The organism is Streptomyces sp. NBC_00286, from assembly GCF_036173125.1.
GTDB lineage: Bacteria > Actinomycetota > Actinomycetes > Streptomycetales > Streptomycetaceae > Streptomyces.
Window position 1 is genome coordinate 4,408,451 of the sequence record NZ_CP108054.1, and the last position, 20,889, is coordinate 4,429,339.

Sequence of the window (20,889 nt, forward strand, 5' to 3'; positions counted from 1 at the left end):
GTGACGTACGGCTATGTACGGCTACAGATGCGCCAGCTTCTCCAGGACGGGCGCCGCCTCGCGGAGCTTGGCCCACTCGTCCTCGTCGAGGCCGTCGACCAGTCCGGCCAGCCACACGTTCCGCTTGCGGCGGCTCTCCTCGAGCATCGCCTCGGCGCGCTCGGTCTGCGTGACGACCTTCTGGCGCCGGTCCTCGGGATGCGGCTCCAGCCTGACCAGGCTCTTGGCTTCGAGCAGGGCGACGATGCGGGTCATCGAGGGCGGCTGCACATGTTCCTTGCGGGCGAGCTCGCCCGGTGTGGCGGAACCGCAGCGGGCGAGGGTGCCGAGTACCGACATCTCGGTCGGGCTCAGCGACTCGTCGACCCGCTGGTGCTTGAGTCGGCGCGACAGGCGCATCACGGCGGATCGCAGAGAGTTCACGGCGGCAGCGTCGTCGCCATGGGTCAGGTCAGGCATGTTGTTTAGGGTAACTCATTACTCTCGCTAAATACCACCCGGAAGGTCGACCCTTGCCCGTGACCCCGGCCACCAAACCCTGCCATCACCCATATGAGTGAGCTCGGGCCCAAAAATGACGCGTGGTACGGCCGACGGCGGCAACCCTCGTACCCATGGGGACCAGTGTGCTCAGTCTGCGGATGGACAAGGAGCTTCTCGAACGGCTCCGGGACCGTGCGGCGAAACGGGGAATGAGCGTCCAGGACTACGTCGTCCAGATGCTCGTCCGGGATGACTTCGACGAGCGGTTCCAGACCGCGGTCGAGGAGACGGAGCGGTTTTACGGGGTGACGTGACGGTTCTCGGTCGTGGCGGCGGTGGAGTCGTGGCCCGCTTCGGGACCGGCATCGGCATCGGTCTCGGTGACCGCGTCGGCGTCGGCGTCGGCTTCCGTACGGGCGTCCGCCTCGGCCTCAGCCTCGGTCGCGGCGCGCTTGAGCGCCGCCTCCCACCTGCGTACGTACCAGATGCCGATGAACCCGAGTCCCCCACCGGCCAGGCAGGTCCACAGCCACCACAGATACCCGTGGTCGTCGAACCAGCCGTAGAACGGGAGCTGCGCCAGGAAGAGGACGAACCAGAGGATCGTGCCACCCGTGACGGTGGCGACAACGGGCCCTTCAAGGGGTTCCGGTGCCTCATGCCTAGGTGTCCACTTCGCCATGGGAACAGCTTACGGGGGTGTACGGGGGCGGTCCCCGTGCCCTGGACGCCCCGCACATCCCGTAGACCCCGTACAACTGCGGCACCATTTCCGCCCGTTCCCGTCCTCCCATGGTCGGATCTTTGCCACGCGTGGCGTGTGGGGCCTCAAATCCCCCCGTAACGTCTTCTCCATGACGCACATTGACGCGGGCGCGGAACTCGATCCCGTGCATCCTGTGGCCAGCCCCCTCACCCGGGCGAGAGGCCTGACCACCGCCGAAGTCGCCGAGCGGGTGGCCCGGGGCGAGGTCAACGACGTACCGGTGCGCAGCAGCCGCTCCACGGTCGACATCATCCGCGCGAACGTCTTCACCCGCTTCAACGCGATCATCGGCGTGCTGTGGGTGATCATGCTGTCCGTGGCGCCGATCCAGGACAGCCTGTTCGGCTTCGTCATCCTGGCGAACACGGGCATCGGCATCATCCAGGAGTGGCGCGCGAAGAAGACCCTGGACTCGCTCGCGGTGATCGGCGAGGCACGGCCGACCGTACGCAGGGACGGGGCCGCGGCCGAGATCGGCACCTCCGAGATCGTGCTCGGGGATCTGATCGAGATCGGGCCCGGCGACAAGATCGTGGTGGACGGCGAGTGCGTCGAGACCGACAGCCTGGAGATCGACGAGTCGCTGCTCACCGGTGAGGCGGACCCGGTCGTCAAGCAGCCCGGCGACCAGGTCATGTCGGGCAGCTTCGTGGTGGCGGGCGGCGGCGCGTTCACCGCCACGAAGGTGGGGCGCGAGGCGTACGCGGCGCAGCTCGCCGAGGAGGCGAGCCGGTTCACGCTGGTCCACTCCGAGCTGCGTTCCGGTATCTCCACGATCCTCAAGTACGTGACATGGATGATGGTCCCGACCGCGATCGGCCTCATCATCAGCCAGCTCGTCGTCAAGGACAACGACTTCAAGGACTCGGTCGCGCGGACCGTCGGCGGCATCGTCCCGATGGTCCCCGAAGGTCTTGTGCTGCTGACGTCGGTGGCCTTCGCGATCGGCGTCATCCGGCTCGGCCGCAAGCAGTGCCTCGTGCAGGAACTCCCCGCCATCGAGGGTCTCGCCCGCGTCGACACCGTCTGCCTCGACAAGACGGGCACGCTGACCGAGGGCGGCATGGACGTCCGCGAGCTGCGTGCGCTGGACGGCAACGACGAGGCGTACGTACGCACCGTCCTCGGCGCCCTCGGGGACTCGGACCCGCGGCCGAACGCGTCCTTGCAGGCGATCATCGACACCTACCCGAACGGCTCGGGCTGGCGCTGCCTTCAGTCGCTGCCCTTCTCCTCCGCCCGCAAATACAGCGGGGCGTCCTTCAGCGAGAGCGACGGCGACTCGAGTACGTGGCTGCTCGGGGCGCCCGACGTACTGCTGCCCGACGGGGACCCGGCGCTCACCGAGACCGAGCGGCTCAACGAGGAGGGACTGCGGGTGCTGCTGCTGGCCCGGGCCGCGCGCGAGCTGGACGATCCCTCGGTCGCCGAGGGCGCCTCGCCCACCGCTCTCGTTGTCCTGGAGCAGCGGCTGCGCCCCGACGCCGCGGACACGCTGCGCTACTTCGACGAGCAGAACGTGCAGGCCAAGGTCATCTCCGGCGACAACGCCGTGTCCGTGGGCGCGGTCGCCGGAAAGCTGGGGCTCACCGGGAACGTCGTGGACGCGCGCCGGCTACCCGCCGAGCAGGACGAGATGGCCGAGGCGCTGGACTCGGGCACGGTGTTCGGGCGGGTCACCCCGCAGCAGAAGCGGGACATGGTGGGCGCGCTCCAGTCGCGCGGGCACACCGTCGCGATGACCGGCGACGGCGTGAACGACGTGCTGGCCCTCAAGGACGCCGACATCGGCGTCTCGATGGGGTCCGGTTCTGAGGCCACGCGGGCCGTGGCGCAGATCGTGCTGCTCAACAACAGTTTCGCGACGCTGCCTTCGGTGGTCGCGGAGGGGCGGCGGGTGATCGGGAACATCACCCGGGTCGCGACGTTGTTCCTCGTCAAGACGGTGTACTCCGTGCTGCTGGCGATCATGGTGGTGATCTCGCAGGTCGAGTATCCGTTCCTGCCCCGGCATCTGACCTTGCTGTCAACTCTGACGATCGGGGTGCCGGCGTTCTTCCTCGCGCTGGCGCCCAACAAGGAGCGGGCTCGGCCGCACTTTGTGCGGCGGGTTATGCGGTATGCGATTCCGGGGGGTGCGGTTGCTGCCGTCGCCACCTTTGCTACGTATCTGGTGGCGCGGGAGTACTACAGCGGGCCGGGGTCCTTGGCTGCGGAAACCAGTGCGGCGACGTTGACGCTGTTTCTGATCTCCATGTGGGTGCTGGCGATCATTGCCCGGCCGTACACGTGGTGGCGGGTGGGGCTGGTTGCCGCTATGGGGCTTGGGTTTGTGGTGGTGCTTGTTGTGCCGTGGCTGCAGGAGTTTTTCGCTTTGAAGTTGGTGGGGGCGACTATGCCGTGGACTGCGGTGGGGGTTGCGGTGGTGGCGGCGGGGACGCTGGAGGGGTTGTGGCGGTGGGTGGATCGGCGGTTTCCCGCGTAGGGGGTTTCTTTCCCCAGTCCCGCCCCTTCCCGGAACTGGGGGCTGCGCCCCCAGGCCCCCCTGCCTCCGGCGAGTGGGGCGCCTACCGGGGCGGGGGTGACGGTCATGTCGCGGCGGCGGGCGAGTCGTGGCTGGTCGCGCCCGCGCGGCGGAGCCGCAAATTGATACAGCCCCGCGCCCCTGTCGGGGCCCTTCAGTCGAACCAGCGGTCCCTCGCCAGCTCATCCGTCCTGGACGGGTCCTCCAGTAGTGCCGCTACCTCGAAGCGGCGGGGCCACTGGCCTGTCGCCCAGGCCAGGCCTGCTGCTACGCCCTCCAAGGTGGACGCGTGAAGGACGCCGTCTCGTGTGCGGCGCCAGTCGAGTTCGATGCCGGCCACGAAGAGTTCCTCGTGTTCTACGTATGTCTCGGGGGTCGCGCGGCCCAGTAGGACTCGGACGGAGTCAGGGACCTCGCGTTCTACGCCCTCGGACGTCACCTCGCCCGTTACCGACTCGCTCAGGCGGCGGACCTGGAACAGTTCGGCCAGGTCGGCGGCTTGGGACGGGCGTACGGGGAGCAGGGGGACGCCCGTTGTGAACGGGAGTAGGTCCGGGGAGTCCACTACCACCGCTTCGGAGGCGTCGACGACCACGATCTCGCCGTCCCGCACCGCCCGTAGCTCGTCGGGGAGCGTTACCTGCTCCGGGTCCAAGTCCGCCAACGCGCCGTACAGCGCGTGCAGTTGGGAGGACGAGACCTCTCGGTCCGGGTCGGCCAGGCGGTCCAGGAGTTCGGCTGCTCCGCCGGGTTCGGCCAGGAGGGCGGCTACTGAGGTGCGTACGCCTAGGGCCCGTAGTACCTGCTCGTCCTCGAAGCCCGTCGCGTCGGCTTCGTCGTACAGGCCGTGGAGGAGGGGGTCGCCGCCTGCCGCTCGCAAGCCCGCCGGGCGGCGGCCGTCCAGGACCGGGTGGCCCCGCAGCCACCACGCCGTGTACGGGCGGACGATCTCGTGGGTGCCGTCCGGGAGCAGGACGCGTACCGGCTGGGTGAGGGCGTCGCGCAGGGGTGGGCGGGAGAGCAGGGCGAGGGCCTGCGGCCAGCGGTCGTCGTCGACGAGGTCGAGATCCCGTACGGCGACGATCTCCGTGGCAACCGGCGGCACGGGCGTATCGGGCAGCCGGTCGAGGACGTCCTCGCACCACACGTCGACGGCGTCGAGCAGCCCGATGTCGTCAGGTTCGGCGAAGTCGCCCTCTCGGGGCTCCAGTTCGTCCGGGTCGAGGACGACATCGGTGGCGCGTACGAGGGCGAAGTTCGCCAGCACGCCGCAGGCGGCCAGCGGCTGCTCGCCCCAGCGTTCGGCCAACTCGGCGTCCACGGAGGCCAGTTCGTCCTCGCGCATGACCTGGGCGAAGGGGCTGCCGGGGAGGACGAGTTCACCGGCCGGGGCCAGTTCGCCCTCGTCGTCCGGGAGGGCGAGGGCGCCGAGCCAGGGTTCGTCGCCGGGTTCGAGGCCCGCGTCGCGTACCAGGGCGAGGACGGTGTCGGCGAGTTCCTCGGCGTCGGGGGCGTCCTCGTCCCAGCCGGCGTCGTCATCGAGGGATACGGCGACGGCGGCGCGTACCTGCGGGGTCGTGAGGACGGCGCGCGGGGTGGCGGGCAGGGCGCCGAGCTTCTCCAGGAGGGGGTGGGCGGCGTCCTGGTGGGCGACTTTGAGGCCGAGGCGGGCGAGGATCTCCGAGGTGGCGGCCCAGGTGTCGTGGGGGGTGGGGCCGTCGGGGAGAGGCAGGAGGATGTGGCGGGGGCCGATCGTCGTACGTCCGTCGGCGAGCGGTACGGGCAGCCCCGAGAGCCGGTCCGGGTCGACCCCGGCGAGGCTGTCGTACAGCCGCCGCCACCAGCCGGGCTCCTTCTCCAGACCCGCGAGCCGGTCGATCGCCTCAGTCAGCGGTACGCGCGCGACGCCCAGCGTGCGCAGCTCCACCCGGCGTTCGAGCCCGGCGGGGAGGAGGCTGGGCAGCACCTCGGCGAGGACCCGTACGGTCTCGACGCCGGCCCCTTCCACCACCTCGGCGTCGCGGGGGCGGAGCGCTTCGGGCAGGTCGGTGTCCTCGGCACGTGGCGTGATGGCCGGGGGCAGGAAGGCGGTACGCGGCAGCCGGTCGAGGATCGCCTGACGCAGCGCGCCGTCCAGCGCGCCCTTGCCGAGCGGGCCCGGCACCAGGTCGATGATCCCGGTCGAGACCGGCCGCCAGTCGGCGAGCAGTTCGGCGTACGCGTCCGCCGCCCGCTGCACGAGGAAGTCCGTGAGGGGGCCGGGGGCGGCATGGCGGCGGGTCGTGTCGAGGGGGAAGGAGGCGATGAGCAGGGCGGGTACGCCGAGCGCTTCGTCGCTCGGCGTGGGCGCGTGGACTACGGGGCTGGTGCGGGGGCGGGCCGGGGAGCCGTCGGCGTCAAGGGGCACCGCCCAGGTGACGGACCACTGCGGGCGCAGCCGCTCCTCTACGGGGCGGTCGGCGAGCAGGGCCGCCTCCAGGGCGCCGTACGCGGAGACGGCGCGCCAGCGCGTCGTACCGTTCCGCGAGTCCTCGATCGTGACGACGCCGCCTTCGCTGTGTCGCCGCAGCGTGCGTACGCCCTCTTCGCCCTCGCCTCCCTCGCCGGTCTCCACGATGACCTCTTCCAGGCCTGGCAGGGCGAGGAGCAGGGCGTCGTCGATGGAGTCGAGGAGGCGCTCGGTGAGGTCCTGGGCGGCGGGGTCGCGCAGCGGGAGGATCACGACGGTGTCGTACGGATCCGGGGCCGTGCCCTCCGCCGCGAACGGCAGCCTCAGCAGGGGCACATGGCCGTCTCGGCGGCGGATCTCGTCGCCCAGGCCCGGGCTGTGGCGGGCGGTGTCCGTGGCGAGTTCGCGGGCCTCGGCGAGGGACCAGCGGGCGCCGCCGTGGCGGCCGACGATGGCGGGCTCGTCGGTCACCGCGAGTACGGCGGCGAAGCCGACGCCGTAGCGGCCGACGGTGCCTTCGTGGTCCTCGCGTTTGGCGGAGGCGCGGAGGGTGGACAGCGACTCGACGCCGGCCGCGTCGAGGGGGGCGCCGGTGTTGGCGGCGACGAGGACGCCGCCGCGGAGGGTGAGCCGCAGGCGGCCCGGAACGCCGGCGCGGGCCGCGGCGTCGGCGGCGTTCTGCGCCAGCTCTACGACGAGGCGGTCGCGGTAGCCGCCGAGGGCCAGGTCCTCCTCGGCGTTCGCGTCCTCGCGGAACCGGGCCGGGCTGGCGGCCCAGGCGTCCAGCACCCCGCGTCGCAGCCGCCCCGTCCCGAACGGGTCCGCGCCCTCGGCCGCCGGCCGCACGAACTTGGTCACGGTTCTGTCTCCTTCTTCGGGGGTGCGGCCGTACTTGCCGCACGAAGGTACCGCGCCCCGTCACTCTCGGCTTCGCTCGAGTGGGGAGCTCCCATCGTTGCCGCGCCCCTGCAGAAACCGCAGCGCGCGGCACCCGGTCAGGGAAACGCCAGTGCGTCCGGCCCGAGCGGCGGGACCAGTCCTTCGGCCGCCGCCCGCGTGAGCAGTCCACGGACTGCGGCGTAGCCGTCCTCGCCGAGGTCTGCCGTGAACTCGTTGACGTACAGGCCGATGTGCTGGTCCGCGACCGACGGGTCCATCTCCTGGGCGTGTTCCAGGACGTACGGGCGGGAGGCCTCCGGGTCGTCCCAGGCGGCGCGGACGGACGTACGGATCGAGTCGGCGAGCAGTCCCAGCGCGTCCGCGCCCAGCGACCGTTTGGCGATGATCGCGCCCAGCGGGATCGGCAGCCCGGTGGTGTCCTCCCAGTGCTCGCCCATGTCCGCGAGCTTGTGCAGCCCGTACTTCTGGTACGTGAACCGCGCCTCGTGGATGACGAGCCCCGCGTCGACCCGCCCGTCCCGCACGGCGGGCATGATCTCGTGGAACGGCATGACCACGATCTCGCCGACACCCTCCGCAAGCGTGTCCGCCGCCCACAGGCGGAACAGCAGATAGGCCGTCGACCTCTCGCTCGGCACCGCGACCGTACGGCCCGTGAGGTCCACGCCCGGCTCCCGCGTGAGCACCAGCGGCCCGCAGCCCCGCCCCAGCGCGCCCCCGCAGGGCAGCAGGGCGTACTCGTCGAGGACGTACGGCAGCACGGCGTACGACACCTTCAGCACATCCAGCTCGGCGCGCTCGGCCATGCCGTTGGTGATGTCGATGTCCGCGAACGTCACCTCGAGCGCGGGCGCTCCGGGGATGCGTCCATGGGCCCAGGCGTCGAAGACGAAGGTGTCGTTGGGGCAGGGGGAGTAGGCGATCCGCACGGGCTGCTCAGTGGTCATGTGGCTTCCAACTCTCCAGTACGGGCGGGAGCTTCCCGAACGCCTCCGTGAGCGCCGCGAGCGCGTCGCCGATGCGCCAGGCGGCGCGGTCGCGGGGGCCGACGGGGTTGGACACGGCGCGCAGCTCCAGCACGGGCACACCGTGCGCGGCGGCCGCCTCCGCCACCCCGAACCCCTCCATCGCCTCGGCCAGCGCTCCCGGATGACGGTGCCGCAACTCGGCGGCACGCTCGGCGCTTCCGGTCACGGTGTTGACGGTGAGGACGGTGCCGGTACGGGCTCCCGTGACGGCCGCGACTTCTCGTACGAGTGATTCCGGCGGCCGGTGGCTGACGGACCCGAAGCCGAGTTCGGTGACCGGCACGAAGCCGTCCGGGGTCTCGGCGCCGAGGTCCGCGACGGTGATCTCGTCGGCGAGGACGAGGGACCCCAGGGGGGCCTCGGGCTGGAAGCCGCCGGCGATACCGGCCGAGACGACGAGGTCGTACGAGGTCCCGGTGAGCGCGGCAGTAGTGAGCGCGGTCGCGGTCGACGCGGCGGCCGCCGCCGAGCCCACGCCCGCGACGAGCAGGTCTACGGCGACGGGACCGCTGCCGCTGAACGCCGAAGCCACCGCGTCCCGTTCGGCGGGGACCGCGGTGGCTACGAGGATGTGCATGGGCGGCGGACCGGGCGGCTCAGGCGTCGTCGTTCTCGAGCTTGAAGTTCCACACGCCCTGGATGGCGTCACCGGACTGCTGGACGACGCTGACCCTCAGCTCCTTGGGGGCCTGCTGGCCCTGCTGGGGGGCGAAGAGGTCGACGCCCTGGAAGGAGTAGTACGACTTCTTGAGCGGCGCGATGACCTGCTGACCGTCGATCCACAGGGACCAGCCCTCGTCCGCGATGTCCGGGTCCACGCCGATGCGCAGCGTCTCGCCCTGCGGCACCCGGATCGTGTTCTCGGCCTTCTTCTGAGTGCACTTGGTGGCTTCGTCACGGGAGATGGCCTTGCCGTCCTCGTAGCACTCGGCCTCGGTGCTCTTCGTGGTCTTGCCGACCGTGACGGTCGCCATCGGCGTCGGCTTGTCACAGGCGGCCAGGACGAGGAGTCCGGCGGAAACAGCGCCGACGGCAGCGACGGCGCGACGACGGCGAACGTGGCCGTGTCCAGGAGCGGCACTGCCGCGGGGCAGGGAGGTCATGGGGGCAGGCTATCTGGCCTGGGGGGTGTCCCGGCCAACCGGGTCAGGCCACGCGGGCTCGCGGGCGGTCCCCGCGGTGCCGGGCCGCGCTCAGCAGTCCGCGGACCGTGGTGAGCCAGCCGGCGGCGACGATGGCGGTGGCCATTGCCATGCCGAGGGTGCCGTTGAGGGGCAGGGCGATACCGATCGCACCGCCGACCACCCAGGACATCTGCAGCAGGGTTTCCGAGCGCGCGAAGGCCGATGTACGGACCAGCTCGGGCACGTCGCGTTGGATCAGGGCGTCCAGCGACAGCTTGGACAGGGCCTGCGCGAAGCCGGCGAACGCGGCCAGTATGGCCACCAGGATCACCCCGAAGAACACCGCCGTCGTGATCGCGACCCCCAGTACCGCCGCGATCACCGTCACGATGATCAGCTCTGGAGCCCGCGATCTCAGCGCCGCTCCGACCGCCGTGCCCAGCGCGTTGCCTGCCCCCGCCGCGACGCCCACTATGCCCAGCGAGACCGCCGCGCTCACGCCCGCCAGGGGATGCTCGCGCAGCAGGAACGCCAGGAAGAAGATCAGGAACCCGGACAGTCCGCGCAAGGCCGCGTTCGCCGCGAGCGCGTGGGTGACAGCGGGTCCGACCGTACGCAGCCCGGGACGCTGTGGCGGCTTCAGGTGCGGCCCGTGCAGATGCTGCTCGTCCGCCGCCAGCAGCGCCTTGCCCTCGCCCTTCGCGGAGTCGACCTTGGACGGCAGCGTGAACGACAGGAACGTACCCGCCACGAAGATCACAAACGCCCCGTACAGCGGATAACGCGGCCCCAGCGCCTGAAGCCCCGCCCCGATCGGCGCCGCCACACCCGTGGCGAGCAGCCCGCCCAGCGTGACCCGCGAGTTCGCCTTCACCAGCGAGAAGTTGGGCGGCAGCAGCCGTGGCACGACCGCGCTTCTGACGACGCCGTACGCCTTCGACGCCACCAGGACGCCGAGGGCGGCCGGATACAGCTCGATGCTGCCTGTGACGACGGCGCCCGAGAGCAGCAGGGCCATGAACGCGCGCGCCATGAACGCGCCCGCCATCGCGGCGCGTCGGCCGTGCGGGAGGCGGTCCAGAAGGGGGCCGATGACGGGGGCGAGCAGCGTGAACGGAGCCATCGTGATCGCGAGGTACAGGGCCACTCGGCCACGGGCCTCGTCCGTCGGGACCGAGAAGAAGACCGTCGAGGCGAGCGCGACGGTGATCATCATGTCCCCGGCGCCGTTCACCCCGTGCAGCTCGATCAGCTTGCCGAGCCCGGATTCGCCCGCTCCATGCGCATGTGTCGCTTTACGGATGCCCCGCGCCGTCCCCGTGAACGGCAGATGCAGGGCACGCCCGACGGAACGGAGAGCCCCGCGCACTGGGCCTGCTCCGCTCATCCGACCACTTCCCTCGGCACCGACTCCGTCGAATCCGGCGGCACCTTGGGACGACCTCGCGGTTGCCACTCCGCAATAGTGCCCCTTGTTGGGGGGAGATAGTGCCTTACCCGCGCGTATGAGGGTCGAGTGGACCGTCGGGTCCGTGTAAAGGGCTGCGGACTCGGTGTGTGCCCGGCGGCGGCGAGAGGGTAGCGTGCGTAGCGCGCCCCCGCGACGGTGGTTCTCGGCCGCGCGCCTGACGGCCATCCCGCAGAATGGATGGTGTAGGTGCGCCCGAGTGCGATCGGGCGCGGACGTCGACGCGGCCCTCCCCCGGTGTCTCAACTGCCCGGGAGATGCCCCCAGCCGCTCCGTCCGCCCCTCCGACGAGGGATGGCGCACCCGTGAGACGGCGTAGGAGAGAAGCGATACCTGTGAGCGCGACAACGCGAAGCCGCACCCCCGACCGCCTGTGCGCCGAGGCGGTCGATCTCGCCAGGGCCGCCGCCGAGGAGGCCGCCGCGCCCGGCGTCGTCGGGGAGCACTCCGGGCTCGTCTCCGAAGGGGACCGCGTCGTCACGCACTTCTTCGAGTGCAAGGAGCCCGGCTATCGCGGCTGGCGCTGGGCGGTGACCGTCGCGCGCGCCTCGCGGGCGAAGCTCGTGACCCTCGACGAAACGGTGCTGCTGCCCGGGCCCGACGCGTTGCTCGCGCCCGAGTGGGTGCCGTGGAGCGAGCGGCTTCGGCCCGGGGACATGGGGCCGGGGGATCTGCTCCCCACGGACGCGGAGGATCTCCGGCTGGAGCCCGGGTTCACCGGCGAGGACGAGCCCGCGCCGAACTCGCCCGTCTCCGAGGAGATGGCCGAGCTCGTCGAGGCGGAGGATGTCGAGGTGACGGCCGGGGCGCCTGCGACGCTGCCCGTCGTACCGAGGCGTGGCTCGATCGCCGCGGTCGCGGAGGAACTGGGGCTTCGGCGGGCGCGGGTGCTGTCCCGGTACGGCCTCCATACCGCGGCCGATCGCTGGGAGGACACGCACGGTCCCAAGACCGCGATGGCTCAGGCGGCGCCGGCCTCGTGCGTGAGCTGCGGTTTCCTGTATCCGATCGGGGGGTCGCTGGGGCAGGCCTTCGGGGTCTGCGGCAACGAGTTCTCGCCGGCGGATGGTCGGGTGGTCTCGCTGGCGTACGGCTGCGGCGGGCACTCGGAGGCGGCGGTCATGCCGGCGCCTCCGCGGCCGGCCCCACCGGTCATCGACGAGACCCGCGTCGACCCGTTCCCCCTCCGCCCGTCCCCGGACTCGGGCTCCGTCCCACCGGCCCCGGACGAATCGTCGGCGGAACTGGGCCACTCCTGAACCACCGGGTTCAGTTGGCGGTTCCTTTTCCCCAGCCCCGCCCCTTCCCGGCTGTATCAATGCACAGCTACGCCCCTGGGCCCCACAATCAGATCCAGGTCGCGTCTCACTCTGAGCCCAAGCCTCCGCCGAGAGGGGCAAGGGCTCGGGCTCAGGGCGACCTACACGTCCAGCTGGTCCGCCACCGCCCGCAGCAGGCCCGCGATCTTCTTGCCGGAGGCCTTGTCCGGGTAGCGGCCCTTTTCGAGCATGGGCGTGATGTTCTCGAGCAGGGTGGTCAGGTCCTGGACGATCGACGCGAGTTCGTCCGGCTTGCGGCGCTGGGCGGCCGCCACGGAGGGGGTCGGGTCCAAGAGGACCACCGAGAGCGCCTGGTCGCCGCGCTGGCCTGCCACGACACCGAACTCCACGCGCTGCCCCGGCTTAAGAGCATCGACTCCGGCGGGCAGGACCGAGGAATGGACGAAGACATCGCCGCCGTCGTCGCGGGAGAGAAAGCCGAAGCCCTTCTCACTGTTGAACCACTTGACCTTGCCAGTCGGCAAAGCACACACTCCCTCGATCAGTCCCGAATCACCGCTGAACCACCTTACCGGGGCTCTCCCCAACGGCACACACCCTTAATCACGCATGGAAACGAGACTGGGTCCCCACTCGTGCCCACCGAGTCTCAGAGAGGCTCAGCGGTCCCGTCGAAGCACGACCCACGTGCCGGTTGGGAGTCGTCCCAATGTCAACCAGTGCGCCCTGCGCCTTGGCCGCCCCAGAATCCGGCACAGGTGCGCAAACGACGATGCCTCGCTCACGCTCAGCGAATGCCATCATGACCGCAAAGAAAAACCCCCAGATACAAAACTGCCTTCAACTTTGACAGTCGGGGCATATCAGGTGCAGTTACCGAGCCCCTGCCGTCTTCTCAGACAACCGCGCACGCCTTCTCACGCCCCTCAGACACTTGGGCACCGGCTCTGCAGTGAACTCCCTAAACTCGGGGTCAGTCCAATGAACTGGCACGTTGTGACCCACCAAAAGCCGGTCCGCCTCACCTTCTTTACTCAAGCTAAGCTCTTGGGCCATGGTCTGAATATCTCCCAGATCCATGACCATTCCCGCACCCGACTCGGGAATCGCGTCACTCCAGACCCATACCTTTACCTGGTACTTCCTCAAGAACTCTCTACGGTCTTCCTGGCATTTGGCTCCCCAGACCTCACTGTATTTCTTACCCGTAGCCCGCAGGGCAGGACTCATTCGTTCACATTCCTGCTTTTCTAGGAGAGCGACTTTCCCCGATAGACTCTTGTGCATGCGCTTGTAAGAGGCTTCCTGCCCCTCTCCGTCGTACTCCCCTGCGAGGAATTCAGCTTCCAGCTTTTCCAGCCGCGCCTTTGCGGACTGGAGCTCCCTTGCCTGAGACGGACCCGTACCGGCTCGCTCATACATGTCCCACTGGCCGATAGAGTCGCGGATAGCCTGATCAACCCAGGCATCAAGGATCTCCGCACGGACATAGGGACCACTCGTGCACGCCCCGCCCTTAAACTTGTTGGAGCACCGGTAGTACCTGTGCCCAGGAACCCTCGTACCATCTTTCCTCTTATGTCCGGAGTTCAGGAGAGAGGTAAACGGTGCACCGCACGCGCCACAGTGCGCGATACCGGCAAGCAAGCTCTTGGCGCCGGTACGGCTTTCCGCCTTCTCTGCCCTGGGAGCGGGCTTGATCTGATCCACGAGGTATTCCCATTGCTCCACGGTAGCCAACGGCTCCTCGGGGAGGATTACCGGCTCTCCCCCGTCATCCAAGAGAGCCTCGCCCTTGTACGTGTAGATACCGGGAACCCAAGGGGAACGGATGAACTTGTTGATGATGGTGGACTGCCACTGAGTTCCCCTAGTGGCCTCCCCCTTCAATTTTCTGAGGTGATCCGACCATGTGAGTACACCGCGAGCGTTGAAGTCGCGGGCGATTCGGTGCGTGGACTGCCCCTCACTGATGCGAGAGAAGATCTCTGTCACGTAGGGGTGGAAGTCCCGGTCGATCTCCAGAACCTTGCGCTTTCCTCCTTCAACGGCTTTGATCCGGTAGCCCGTAGGAGGAGCGCCCGTAAGCCACGAACGGTTCCCCAAGCGCGCCTGTACGCCGTTGACGATGCGCGCCTGGATCGCGTCCCACTCGGCCTCGGCGAAGACGGCCGTCATGCGTGCCATCATTTTCCCTTGAGGGGTGGAGAGGTCGAACCCTTCCTCTACGCAGACGATGAACTTGCCGTTCTGCTGCGCCCACTCCAACAGTTCGTTGAAGTGCATCGAGCGCCGGGTCAGCCGGTCCATCTTGGCCGCAATGATCACGTCGAACTCATCGACTCTGTCACTGAGCCAGCGTCCGAGCTTGGGCCGCTTGAAGGGGCTCATGGAGCCAGATATGTCGGTGTCCTCAGCCTCCCCGACCAAGACGCCGGACAAGTGCGGAGCGCTGACGTGGTGGCGGATCAGACCACGCTGCCACCCGATAGAGGTGGAGCCGTCAGAGTCAGCGGACAGGCGCAGGCATGCCAGGTATCGGAGACCAGGTGTCATGGGAGGAGACTAGCGGATTCTGTGTGCCTAGTTGACCGACTTACATTTACTGGTGGGCACACCAGACCCGGTCCCGTACTCGTCGGCTGGCGCTCTGGCCGAATAGTGAACGACTTGGGAAAACTACGCCCCCGGATTGTTCCTTCGGGCAGGGAACTACCCTGGTCGAGTGCGTGACAAAACCCAAGCGAATTCCGCCGAACCCGGTGACCGACTGGTCCGTACCGGCGGCATCGTCTTCTTCGTAGGGGCCGTGGCCACTCTGGTCACCGTGGCCCCCCTGCTGCTCGGCAAGTCGCCCTTCCCTGCGTACATGTTCGGCCTGAGCATGCTGATGGGCGTGGGCTTCCTGATCGCGGGAGCGGGCGTCCTGCGGACAGTGGCGGCACAGCGACGCCGGGCGCGCTCCGTGCAGTAAGGGGTCGGGGGTCTACGAGCGGTACCGGTCCAGCCAGTCGGGGAACGCCGTCAGGTCCGGGAGTACGACATCCGCACCCGCCGTACGCAGTTCCTCCGCGTCGCACGGCCCGGTCGCCACCGCGACGGACAGCGCCTCGGCGATCCGCGCACCGCGTACGTCACCGGTGTGGTCGCCGACGTAGACACCCGCCCCGTACTCGCGCAGGGCCTCCGCCTTGCGCTCGGCCCACAGGTTGCCGACGACGGCGTCGGCGGCGATGCCGAGGTGCTTCAGGTGCAGCTTGGCGTTGGGTTCGTACTTGGCGGTGACGACGACCGCGCGCCCGCCCGCGTCCTGTACGGCCGCGATCGCCTCGTGGGCGCCCGCCATCGCGGGCGTCGCGGCGATGGCGTGTGTGGGGTACATCTCACGACGGTAGACGTCGGCCATGGCGGCGACCTGGTCGGCCGGGAACCAGTTGACCAGCTCGTCCTCCAGCGGTGGCCCGAGCCGGGTGATGGCCAGATCGGCGTCGATGTACGTCCCCGTCCGCTCGGAGAGCGCCAGGTAGCAGGCGTGGATGCCGGGGCGGGAGTCGATGAGGGTCATATCGAGGTCGAAGCCGACGGTCAGCACCGGGGAAGTCATATGGGCCATTGTGCCCAGGGGGTTGTACGGGCCATGCGTCCGTCCGTGTCCACGGGTGGGGGCGGGCCCTTTGGACGTACGCCTACGACCGTTGCCGCTGCGCTCTCCACACCAGGTAGATCGCCGAGGCAACGGCCGCGCCCTTGAGGACCCAGGGCCAGGTCTCGGCGATCGCGTCGCTCATCTGGCCCTTGGCGATCTCGTCGCCCCAGCGCCCCTCCGTACGTCCCCACAGCCAGGTGATGCCCGCGGCGGCGACCAGACCGGGCACGCCCAGCACCGCGAACTTCGACTCGGCCGGAGTCAGCCGCCGCGACAGGTAGGCGATGAGCCAGCCGAGGCCGAGGACGACGAGGTTGCCGATGAAGGCACCGGCGACGAGGAGGGCGGCGGCGAGCAGGAGGAGGGGGCTGGGGGTGCCGCCTCCTCCTCCGGTACGGGGGCGGGGGCGGGCCGAGGGGAGGAAACGGCGCCGCTTCTTCGTCGTACCGGCCGTCTCGGCGGGCTCGGCCGCCTCGACGGGTACGGGTTCCTTGACCAGCTTCTTGGGCTGGGCAGGTACTTTCTGCGCGGGTTCGTCGGTGTCCTCGGTGTCCGTCGGCGGGGGCTTGAGGAGTTCGGGGATCTCCACGCCTCCCACGAATCCGGGCACGCTGTCCGTCAGCCCGAACGAACTCCGGTCCACCCGCCACCAGTCGGGTTCCCCGGAACCGAGCTCGTCCGTACCCGCAAGGTGCGGCGGAGAGGGTCCGTCACCGGGAAACGTCGGTACGTCACTTACTGCGGACGGCTCCCCGGACCGCGGCCGCGGGACGACGCGCCGCAGTCCCTTGGGGCGCTCTTCGGCTTCTTCGGTGCGCTGGGCGGGGACGGCGGGAGTGGGTTCCCTCCCGCTTCCCTCGCCTCCGTCGCTTGCCTCGCTGCCCGCCGCGGCGACGACGTCCTCCGGGGTGCCGAGGCGCGCGAGGATGCGCCGCACGGAGGCCGGGCTGTCGCCGCCCGCCCTGGCCCGGCGCCGGTCGATCTCGCCACGCAACTCGGTGACGAGCCGCATGCGCGCTCCTGACGGCAGCTGCCGGCTCTGAGCCAGGTCGCCGACGCGGCTCAGGTAGTCGAACACGAGCTTGTCGCTCTCAATCCCCACGAAGTCCCTCCGGGGGTGGCGGTATTGGTGTCGTCCTCAGCCCCCCTCGATGACCGTACCCGTGCCTCCGGCGGTTGTGCGGGTGCGGGTGCGTGGTGGTTGCTCGCGCAGTTCCCCGCGGGGTGCCTCCGGCGGTTGGGCGGGTGCGGGTTGTGTGTGGCTGGTCGCGCCCACGCGGCGGAGCCGCAAATTGACACAGCCCCGCGGGGTGCCTCCGGCGGTTGGGCGGGTGCGGGTTGAGTGTGGCTGGTCGCGCCCACGCGGCGGAGCCGCAAATTGACACAGCCCCGCGGGGTGCCTCCGGCGGTTGGGCGGGTGCGGGTTGAGTGTGGCTGCTCGCGCAGTTCCCCGCGGGGTGCCTCCGGCGGTTGGGCGGGTGCGGGTTGAGTGTGGCTGGTCGCGCAGTTCCCCGCGCCCCTGGGGTGCGTGGTGGGTGCGGGGCCGCGGTCCGGTGCGTCAGCCCGTCGCCAACAGGGCATACGACCCCGTGCTGACACAGGGCGCAGCAGTGCCCAGACCGAAGCTAAGCGACGGACATACGACGCACCGGCCCACGTCCCCTCCCACCGGCGGGAAGCTGCCGGTTTCGTGCGGGGCGCGGGCTTGTCGGCTCGCTTGCTCTTCGAGGGTGCGGCCAGTCGCAGGCTGTTTAGGGGCGCGGGGAACTGCGCGACCAGCCACGACGCACCCGCAGCCGCGACACGCAGTGTCACCACCACCCCCTGGCGGGGGCCTGGGGCGGAGCCCCAGTTTCGGGAAGGGGCGGGGCTGGGGAACAGTGCGAAGCCACGACGCACCCGCAGTCGCCCACGCACCGAACCCACCCACCCGATAGGCACCCCACCCACCCGCGGAAGGGCCCCACCCACCCCACGAACCCACCCGCCGGAGGCGCCCCTACCCCGCCGGAGGCAGCGGGGCCTGGGGGCGCAGCCTCCCCACGCGGCGGAGCCGCACATTGATACAGCCGGGAAGGGGCGGGGCTGGGGAAAAGAAACCCTCCGCCAGCGGACCCCGGCGGTCAGGGGTGAGCCAACCCCCGCGAACCCAACCCGCCCAACCGCCGGAGGCAACCCGCTACCGTGGGCAGGATGAGCGTCAACCACCGGCCCCCCGAGGACCCCGCACCCGCGAGCGCGACCCCCCGCTCACTCGCCGAGCAACTGCGGGCCCGCGACGACGCTTCCCTCGCCGCCCTCCTCCAGGCCCGCCCCGACCTCATCACCCCCGTCCCCACCGACCTCACCCAGCTGGCCACCCGCGCAGGCACCCGCGCATCAGTGGTCCGCGCCCTGGAACGCCTGGACCGTTTCGCCCTGCAGACGGCAGAGGCCCTGGCCGTGGCCCCGGACCCGGCAACGTACGACGTGCTCCTGGCACTGCTGGCAGGCGACGAGCGCGACCCGGAGGTCACCGCCGCCCTCCGCCGCGCGCTCACGACCCTGCGCGAGCAGGCGCTGGTGTGGGGCGCGGACGACCGCCTGCGCCTGGTGCGTACGGCCCGCGAACTGCTCGCGCCCTCCCCCCAGCACCCGTCCCCGACCGGCCTCGGCCCCACGGTCGCGGAGGCGACGGCGGGCATGTCGCCGGGCCGTATCCAGGAGATCCTCGCGGCGGCCGGACTGCCCACCACGCATGACGCGGTGTCAGCGGTGGCGTCGCTGACCGAGCTGTTCACCGACCGCCCCCGGATGCGGGCCCTGCTCGACGGAGCCCCGGCCGAGTCGTTGGAGGTGCTGTCGCGGCTGGTGTGGGGCCCGCCGTACGGGCAGGTCACGGCCGACCCGGCGCCCCGCCTGCGCTGGCTCCTCGACCGCGGACTGCTGCTGCCGACGGCGCCCGGCACGGTCGTACTCCCCCGCGAGGTCGCCCTGCATCTGAGGGCGGGCCGCGCGCATCAGAAGACGGAGCCGCTCCCGCCGGCCGTGGAGCCCGCCGTCACGCATCGTCCACAGGTTGTGGACGCGGCGGCGGCAAGCCAGGCGTACACCGCGCTCGCGACCGTCGAGGAGCTGCTCAAGGACTGGGACGAGGGCGGCCCGTCCGTGCTGCGTGCGGGCGGCCTGAGCGTACGGGACCTCAAGCGCACCGCGGTGGCCCTGGACGTGTCCGAGCCGATCGCGGCCTTCTGGGTCGAACTCGCTTACGCGGCGGGCCTGTTGGCCTCGGACGGCGAGGCCGACGAGCGGTACGCCGCGACCCCCGAGTACGACGTCTGGCGGGAGCTGCCCGCGGCCGAGCGCTGGACGCGGCTCGCCACCGTCTGGCTGACCGCGACCCGCACGCCGGGCCTGGTCGGCGGCCGGGACTCCAAGGACCGTACGCTCTCGGCGCTGGGCCCCGGCCTCGACCGCTCCGCCGCGCCCGAGGTCCGCCACCGCGTACTGGCCCTGCTCGCCGCGCTCCCCGAGGGCGCCGCGGCCTCCGCCGACTCCCTGATCGCCCGCCTCCACTGGGAACGTCCGCTGCGCGGCCCCCAGTCCCCGACCGGGCCCGACGATCTGCGTACGCGGCTCGCCCGATGGGCCCTGTCCGAGGCGGAGTTGCTCGGGATCACCGGTCGGGGCGCCCTGTCCACGCACGGCCGGGCTCTGCTCGCGACGCCGCCCGACGCACCCCTCGCGGGAGCCGAACTCGCCGCGGCCGCCTCCCGCGCCGGCCGCCTCCTCGCCCCCCACCTGCCCACGCCCCTCGACCACGTCCTGCTCCAGGCCGACCTCACCGCGGTCGCGCCGGGCCCGCTGGAGCGGCCGCTGGCGGACATGCTCGGGGTGCTCGCGGACGTGGAGTCGAAGGGCGGGGCGACGGTGTACCGGTTCACGCCGGGGTCCGTACGGCGGGCCCTTGACGCGGGCCAATCCGCCTCCGACCTGCACGCTTTCCTCGCCGCGCACTCGAGTACGCCGGTGCCGCAGCCCCTCACGTACCTGATCGACGATGTCGCCCGCAGGCACGGCCATCTGCGGATCGGCGCCGCGTCGGCGTACGTCCGCTGCGACGACGACGCCCTGCTGAACGAGATCCTCGCCGACAAGCGCTCCGCCGACCTGCGGCTGCGCCGGCTCGCGCCCACCGTGCTGGCCGCGCAGGCCGACCCGGCCACGCTCCTCGACGGTCTGCGCGCGATGGGCTTCGCGCCCGCCGCCGAGTCGGCGGAGGGCGACGTACTGATCGCGCGCGCCCATGCGCACCGGACGCCGCCGCGTACCGCCCCCGAGCCCGTACCCGACGGCCCGCCGGTTCCCGACGCCACCCTGCTGACCGCCGCGATCCGCGCCATCCGCGCGGGCGACCTGGCGTCCACGGCTCCCCGCAAGGCCGCCGCCGCCCCGGCGCCTAACGGCTCCCTGCCGCGCACCACCTCCGCCGAGACCCTCGCGACCATGCAGGCCGCGGTCCTCACCGGCGAGCCGCTGTGGATCGGCTACGTCAACGCGGAGGGCTCCGCCAGCCAGCGCGTCATCGCTCCGATTCGCGTCGAGGGCGGGTTCGTTACGGCTTACGACCACACCGCGGACGAAGTCCGTACGTATCCGCTGCACAGGATCACGGGTGTCGCGGAGCTGGCGGACGGCAGCGACAGCGCGTAGGCGCTCCGCTGGAGGTGCAGTTTTGAACCTGCAGGTCGGTGGGGGCTGGTCGCTCCCCCACTCTCGGCTTCGCTCGAGCGGGGGCACCCCCATCGCGGCGGAGCCGCAAATGTCACAGCCCCGCGCCCCTAACGGGGCGCAATGCACCCGGAGTTCATCTGTCACCCGTACGGGCGTACGCGGTGGATCATGCGCGCCACGCCGTGAGCTTCGCTCCCTTGAGGGACATCCAGACCCATCTCGCATCGCGGCGCGAGTCCGCGGGCAGCCACGGGTTGTCCTGATCAAGAGCGCACCGCCCGGCTGGAGTTCGGGCTGGTGCAGCAGAAAGAAAGTCCGTACATGCGCGTTGCCCGTCGTATCGCCACCGTTCTGACCGCCTCCGCCGTGATGGTCGGTGCCTTCGCCACCCAGGCCGCCGCCATCGCCATCGAAGCCGGCGGGGCCATGATCGAGGTCCCGATCTGACCCGACCCCGCATACCCCGCGGGCCGGACTCGGGATCCCGAGTCCGGCCCGTCCCCGCCTG

General features: G+C 70.6%; 16 protein-coding genes and 1 pseudogene. 6 read left to right on the forward strand and 11 right to left on the reverse strand.

Annotated features, from left to right (window positions below; genetic code table 11):
* Nucleotides 1-21 precede the first annotated feature (21 nt).
* The gene (locus tag OHT21_RS19975; RefSeq protein ID WP_328769710.1) at nucleotides 22-459 is read right to left on the reverse strand and encodes a MarR family winged helix-turn-helix transcriptional regulator; all 438 of its coding nucleotides are present in this window, start codon (nucleotides 457-459) and stop codon (nucleotides 22-24) included.
* Between the two features lie 155 nt (nucleotides 460-614).
* Between OHT21_RS19975 and OHT21_RS19980 the strand changes: the two genes are divergently transcribed.
* Nucleotides 615-797, forward strand: a complete 183-nt coding sequence (locus tag OHT21_RS19980; RefSeq protein ID WP_328769711.1) for a ribbon-helix-helix protein, CopG family — start codon at nucleotides 615-617, stop codon at nucleotides 795-797.
* Between the two features lie 104 nt (nucleotides 798-901).
* Here OHT21_RS19980 and OHT21_RS19985 read toward each other — a convergent pair.
* Nucleotides 902-1,165, reverse strand: a pseudogene (locus OHT21_RS19985) (DUF2530 domain-containing protein); the annotation flags it as partial.
* Between the two features lie 172 nt (nucleotides 1,166-1,337).
* Here OHT21_RS19985 and OHT21_RS19990 point away from each other — a divergent pair.
* A complete protein-coding gene (locus OHT21_RS19990; RefSeq protein WP_328769713.1) occupies nucleotides 1,338-3,734 on the forward strand; it encodes an HAD-IC family P-type ATPase in 2,397 nt (798 codons plus the stop codon).
* Nucleotides 3,735-3,927: 193 nt separating this feature from the next.
* Here the strand turns inward: OHT21_RS19990 and OHT21_RS19995 are convergent, their stop codons facing one another.
* From OHT21_RS19995 to OHT21_RS20015, 5 genes are all read right to left on the reverse strand, one after another.
* Complete coding sequence (locus OHT21_RS19995) at nucleotides 3,928-7,080, reverse strand: sacsin N-terminal ATP-binding-like domain-containing protein (RefSeq protein WP_328769714.1); 3,153 nt, start codon at nucleotides 7,078-7,080, stop codon at nucleotides 3,928-3,930.
* A 137-nt stretch (nucleotides 7,081-7,217) separates the two neighbouring features.
* Nucleotides 7,218-8,069: a 1,4-dihydroxy-6-naphthoate synthase gene (locus OHT21_RS20000; protein WP_328769715.1), complete on the reverse strand. Its 852-nt coding sequence runs from the start codon at nucleotides 8,067-8,069 to the stop codon at nucleotides 7,218-7,220.
* Entirely contained in the window at nucleotides 8,059-8,727 is a 669-nt protein-coding gene (locus OHT21_RS20005) for a futalosine hydrolase (RefSeq protein WP_328769716.1), read from the reverse strand. Before OHT21_RS20005 ends, OHT21_RS20000 begins: the two co-directional genes overlap by 11 nt.
* A gap of 19 nt (nucleotides 8,728-8,746) precedes the next feature.
* Nucleotides 8,747-9,253, reverse strand: coding sequence for a hypothetical protein (locus OHT21_RS20010; protein WP_328769717.1), 507 nt, complete (start codon nucleotides 9,251-9,253; stop codon nucleotides 8,747-8,749).
* 43 nt (nucleotides 9,254-9,296) lie between these two features.
* On the reverse strand, nucleotides 9,297-10,730 hold the full coding sequence (locus OHT21_RS20015) for an MFS transporter (RefSeq protein ID WP_328769718.1): 1,434 nt from the start codon (nucleotides 10,728-10,730) through the stop codon (nucleotides 9,297-9,299).
* Between the two features lie 347 nt (nucleotides 10,731-11,077).
* On the opposite strand from OHT21_RS20015, the gene OHT21_RS20020 reads away from it, so the two are divergent.
* Entirely contained in the window at nucleotides 11,078-12,001 is a 924-nt protein-coding gene (locus tag OHT21_RS20020) for a DUF3027 domain-containing protein (RefSeq protein WP_328769719.1), read from the forward strand.
* 161 nt (nucleotides 12,002-12,162) lie between these two features.
* Here OHT21_RS20020 and OHT21_RS20025 read toward each other — a convergent pair whose 3' ends face one another.
* Both OHT21_RS20025 and OHT21_RS20030 read right to left on the reverse strand, forming a co-directional pair.
* Complete coding sequence (locus OHT21_RS20025) at nucleotides 12,163-12,546, reverse strand: cold-shock protein (RefSeq protein WP_328769720.1); 384 nt, start codon at nucleotides 12,544-12,546, stop codon at nucleotides 12,163-12,165.
* Between the two features lie 349 nt (nucleotides 12,547-12,895).
* On the reverse strand, nucleotides 12,896-14,578 hold the full coding sequence (locus OHT21_RS20030) for a recombinase family protein (protein ID WP_328769721.1): 1,683 nt from the start codon (nucleotides 14,576-14,578) through the stop codon (nucleotides 12,896-12,898).
* Nucleotides 14,579-14,747: 169 nt separating this feature from the next.
* Between OHT21_RS20030 and OHT21_RS20035 the strand changes: the two genes are divergently transcribed.
* Nucleotides 14,748-14,996 (forward strand): hypothetical protein, encoded by a 249-nt coding sequence (locus OHT21_RS20035; RefSeq protein WP_328769722.1) that lies wholly within the window; start codon nucleotides 14,748-14,750, stop codon nucleotides 14,994-14,996.
* A gap of 12 nt (nucleotides 14,997-15,008) precedes the next feature.
* On the opposite strand, the gene OHT21_RS20040 is transcribed toward OHT21_RS20035, so the two are convergent.
* Nucleotides 15,009-15,635, reverse strand: a complete 627-nt coding sequence (locus OHT21_RS20040) for an HAD family hydrolase (RefSeq protein ID WP_328769723.1) — start codon at nucleotides 15,633-15,635, stop codon at nucleotides 15,009-15,011.
* A gap of 73 nt (nucleotides 15,636-15,708) precedes the next feature.
* Nucleotides 15,709-16,770, reverse strand: a complete 1,062-nt coding sequence (locus tag OHT21_RS20045) for an HAAS signaling domain-containing protein (protein ID WP_328769724.1) — start codon at nucleotides 16,768-16,770, stop codon at nucleotides 15,709-15,711.
* A gap of 1,091 nt (nucleotides 16,771-17,861) precedes the next feature.
* On the opposite strand from OHT21_RS20045, the gene OHT21_RS20050 reads away from it, so the two are divergent.
* Both OHT21_RS20050 and OHT21_RS20055 read left to right on the forward strand, forming a co-directional pair.
* Nucleotides 17,862-20,360 (forward strand): helicase C-terminal domain-containing protein, encoded by a 2,499-nt coding sequence (locus OHT21_RS20050; protein WP_328769725.1) that lies wholly within the window; start codon nucleotides 17,862-17,864, stop codon nucleotides 20,358-20,360.
* A gap of 342 nt (nucleotides 20,361-20,702) precedes the next feature.
* Nucleotides 20,703-20,828, forward strand: coding sequence for a hypothetical protein (locus tag OHT21_RS20055; RefSeq protein ID WP_328769726.1), 126 nt, complete (start codon nucleotides 20,703-20,705; stop codon nucleotides 20,826-20,828).
* Nucleotides 20,829-20,889 lie beyond the last annotated feature (61 nt).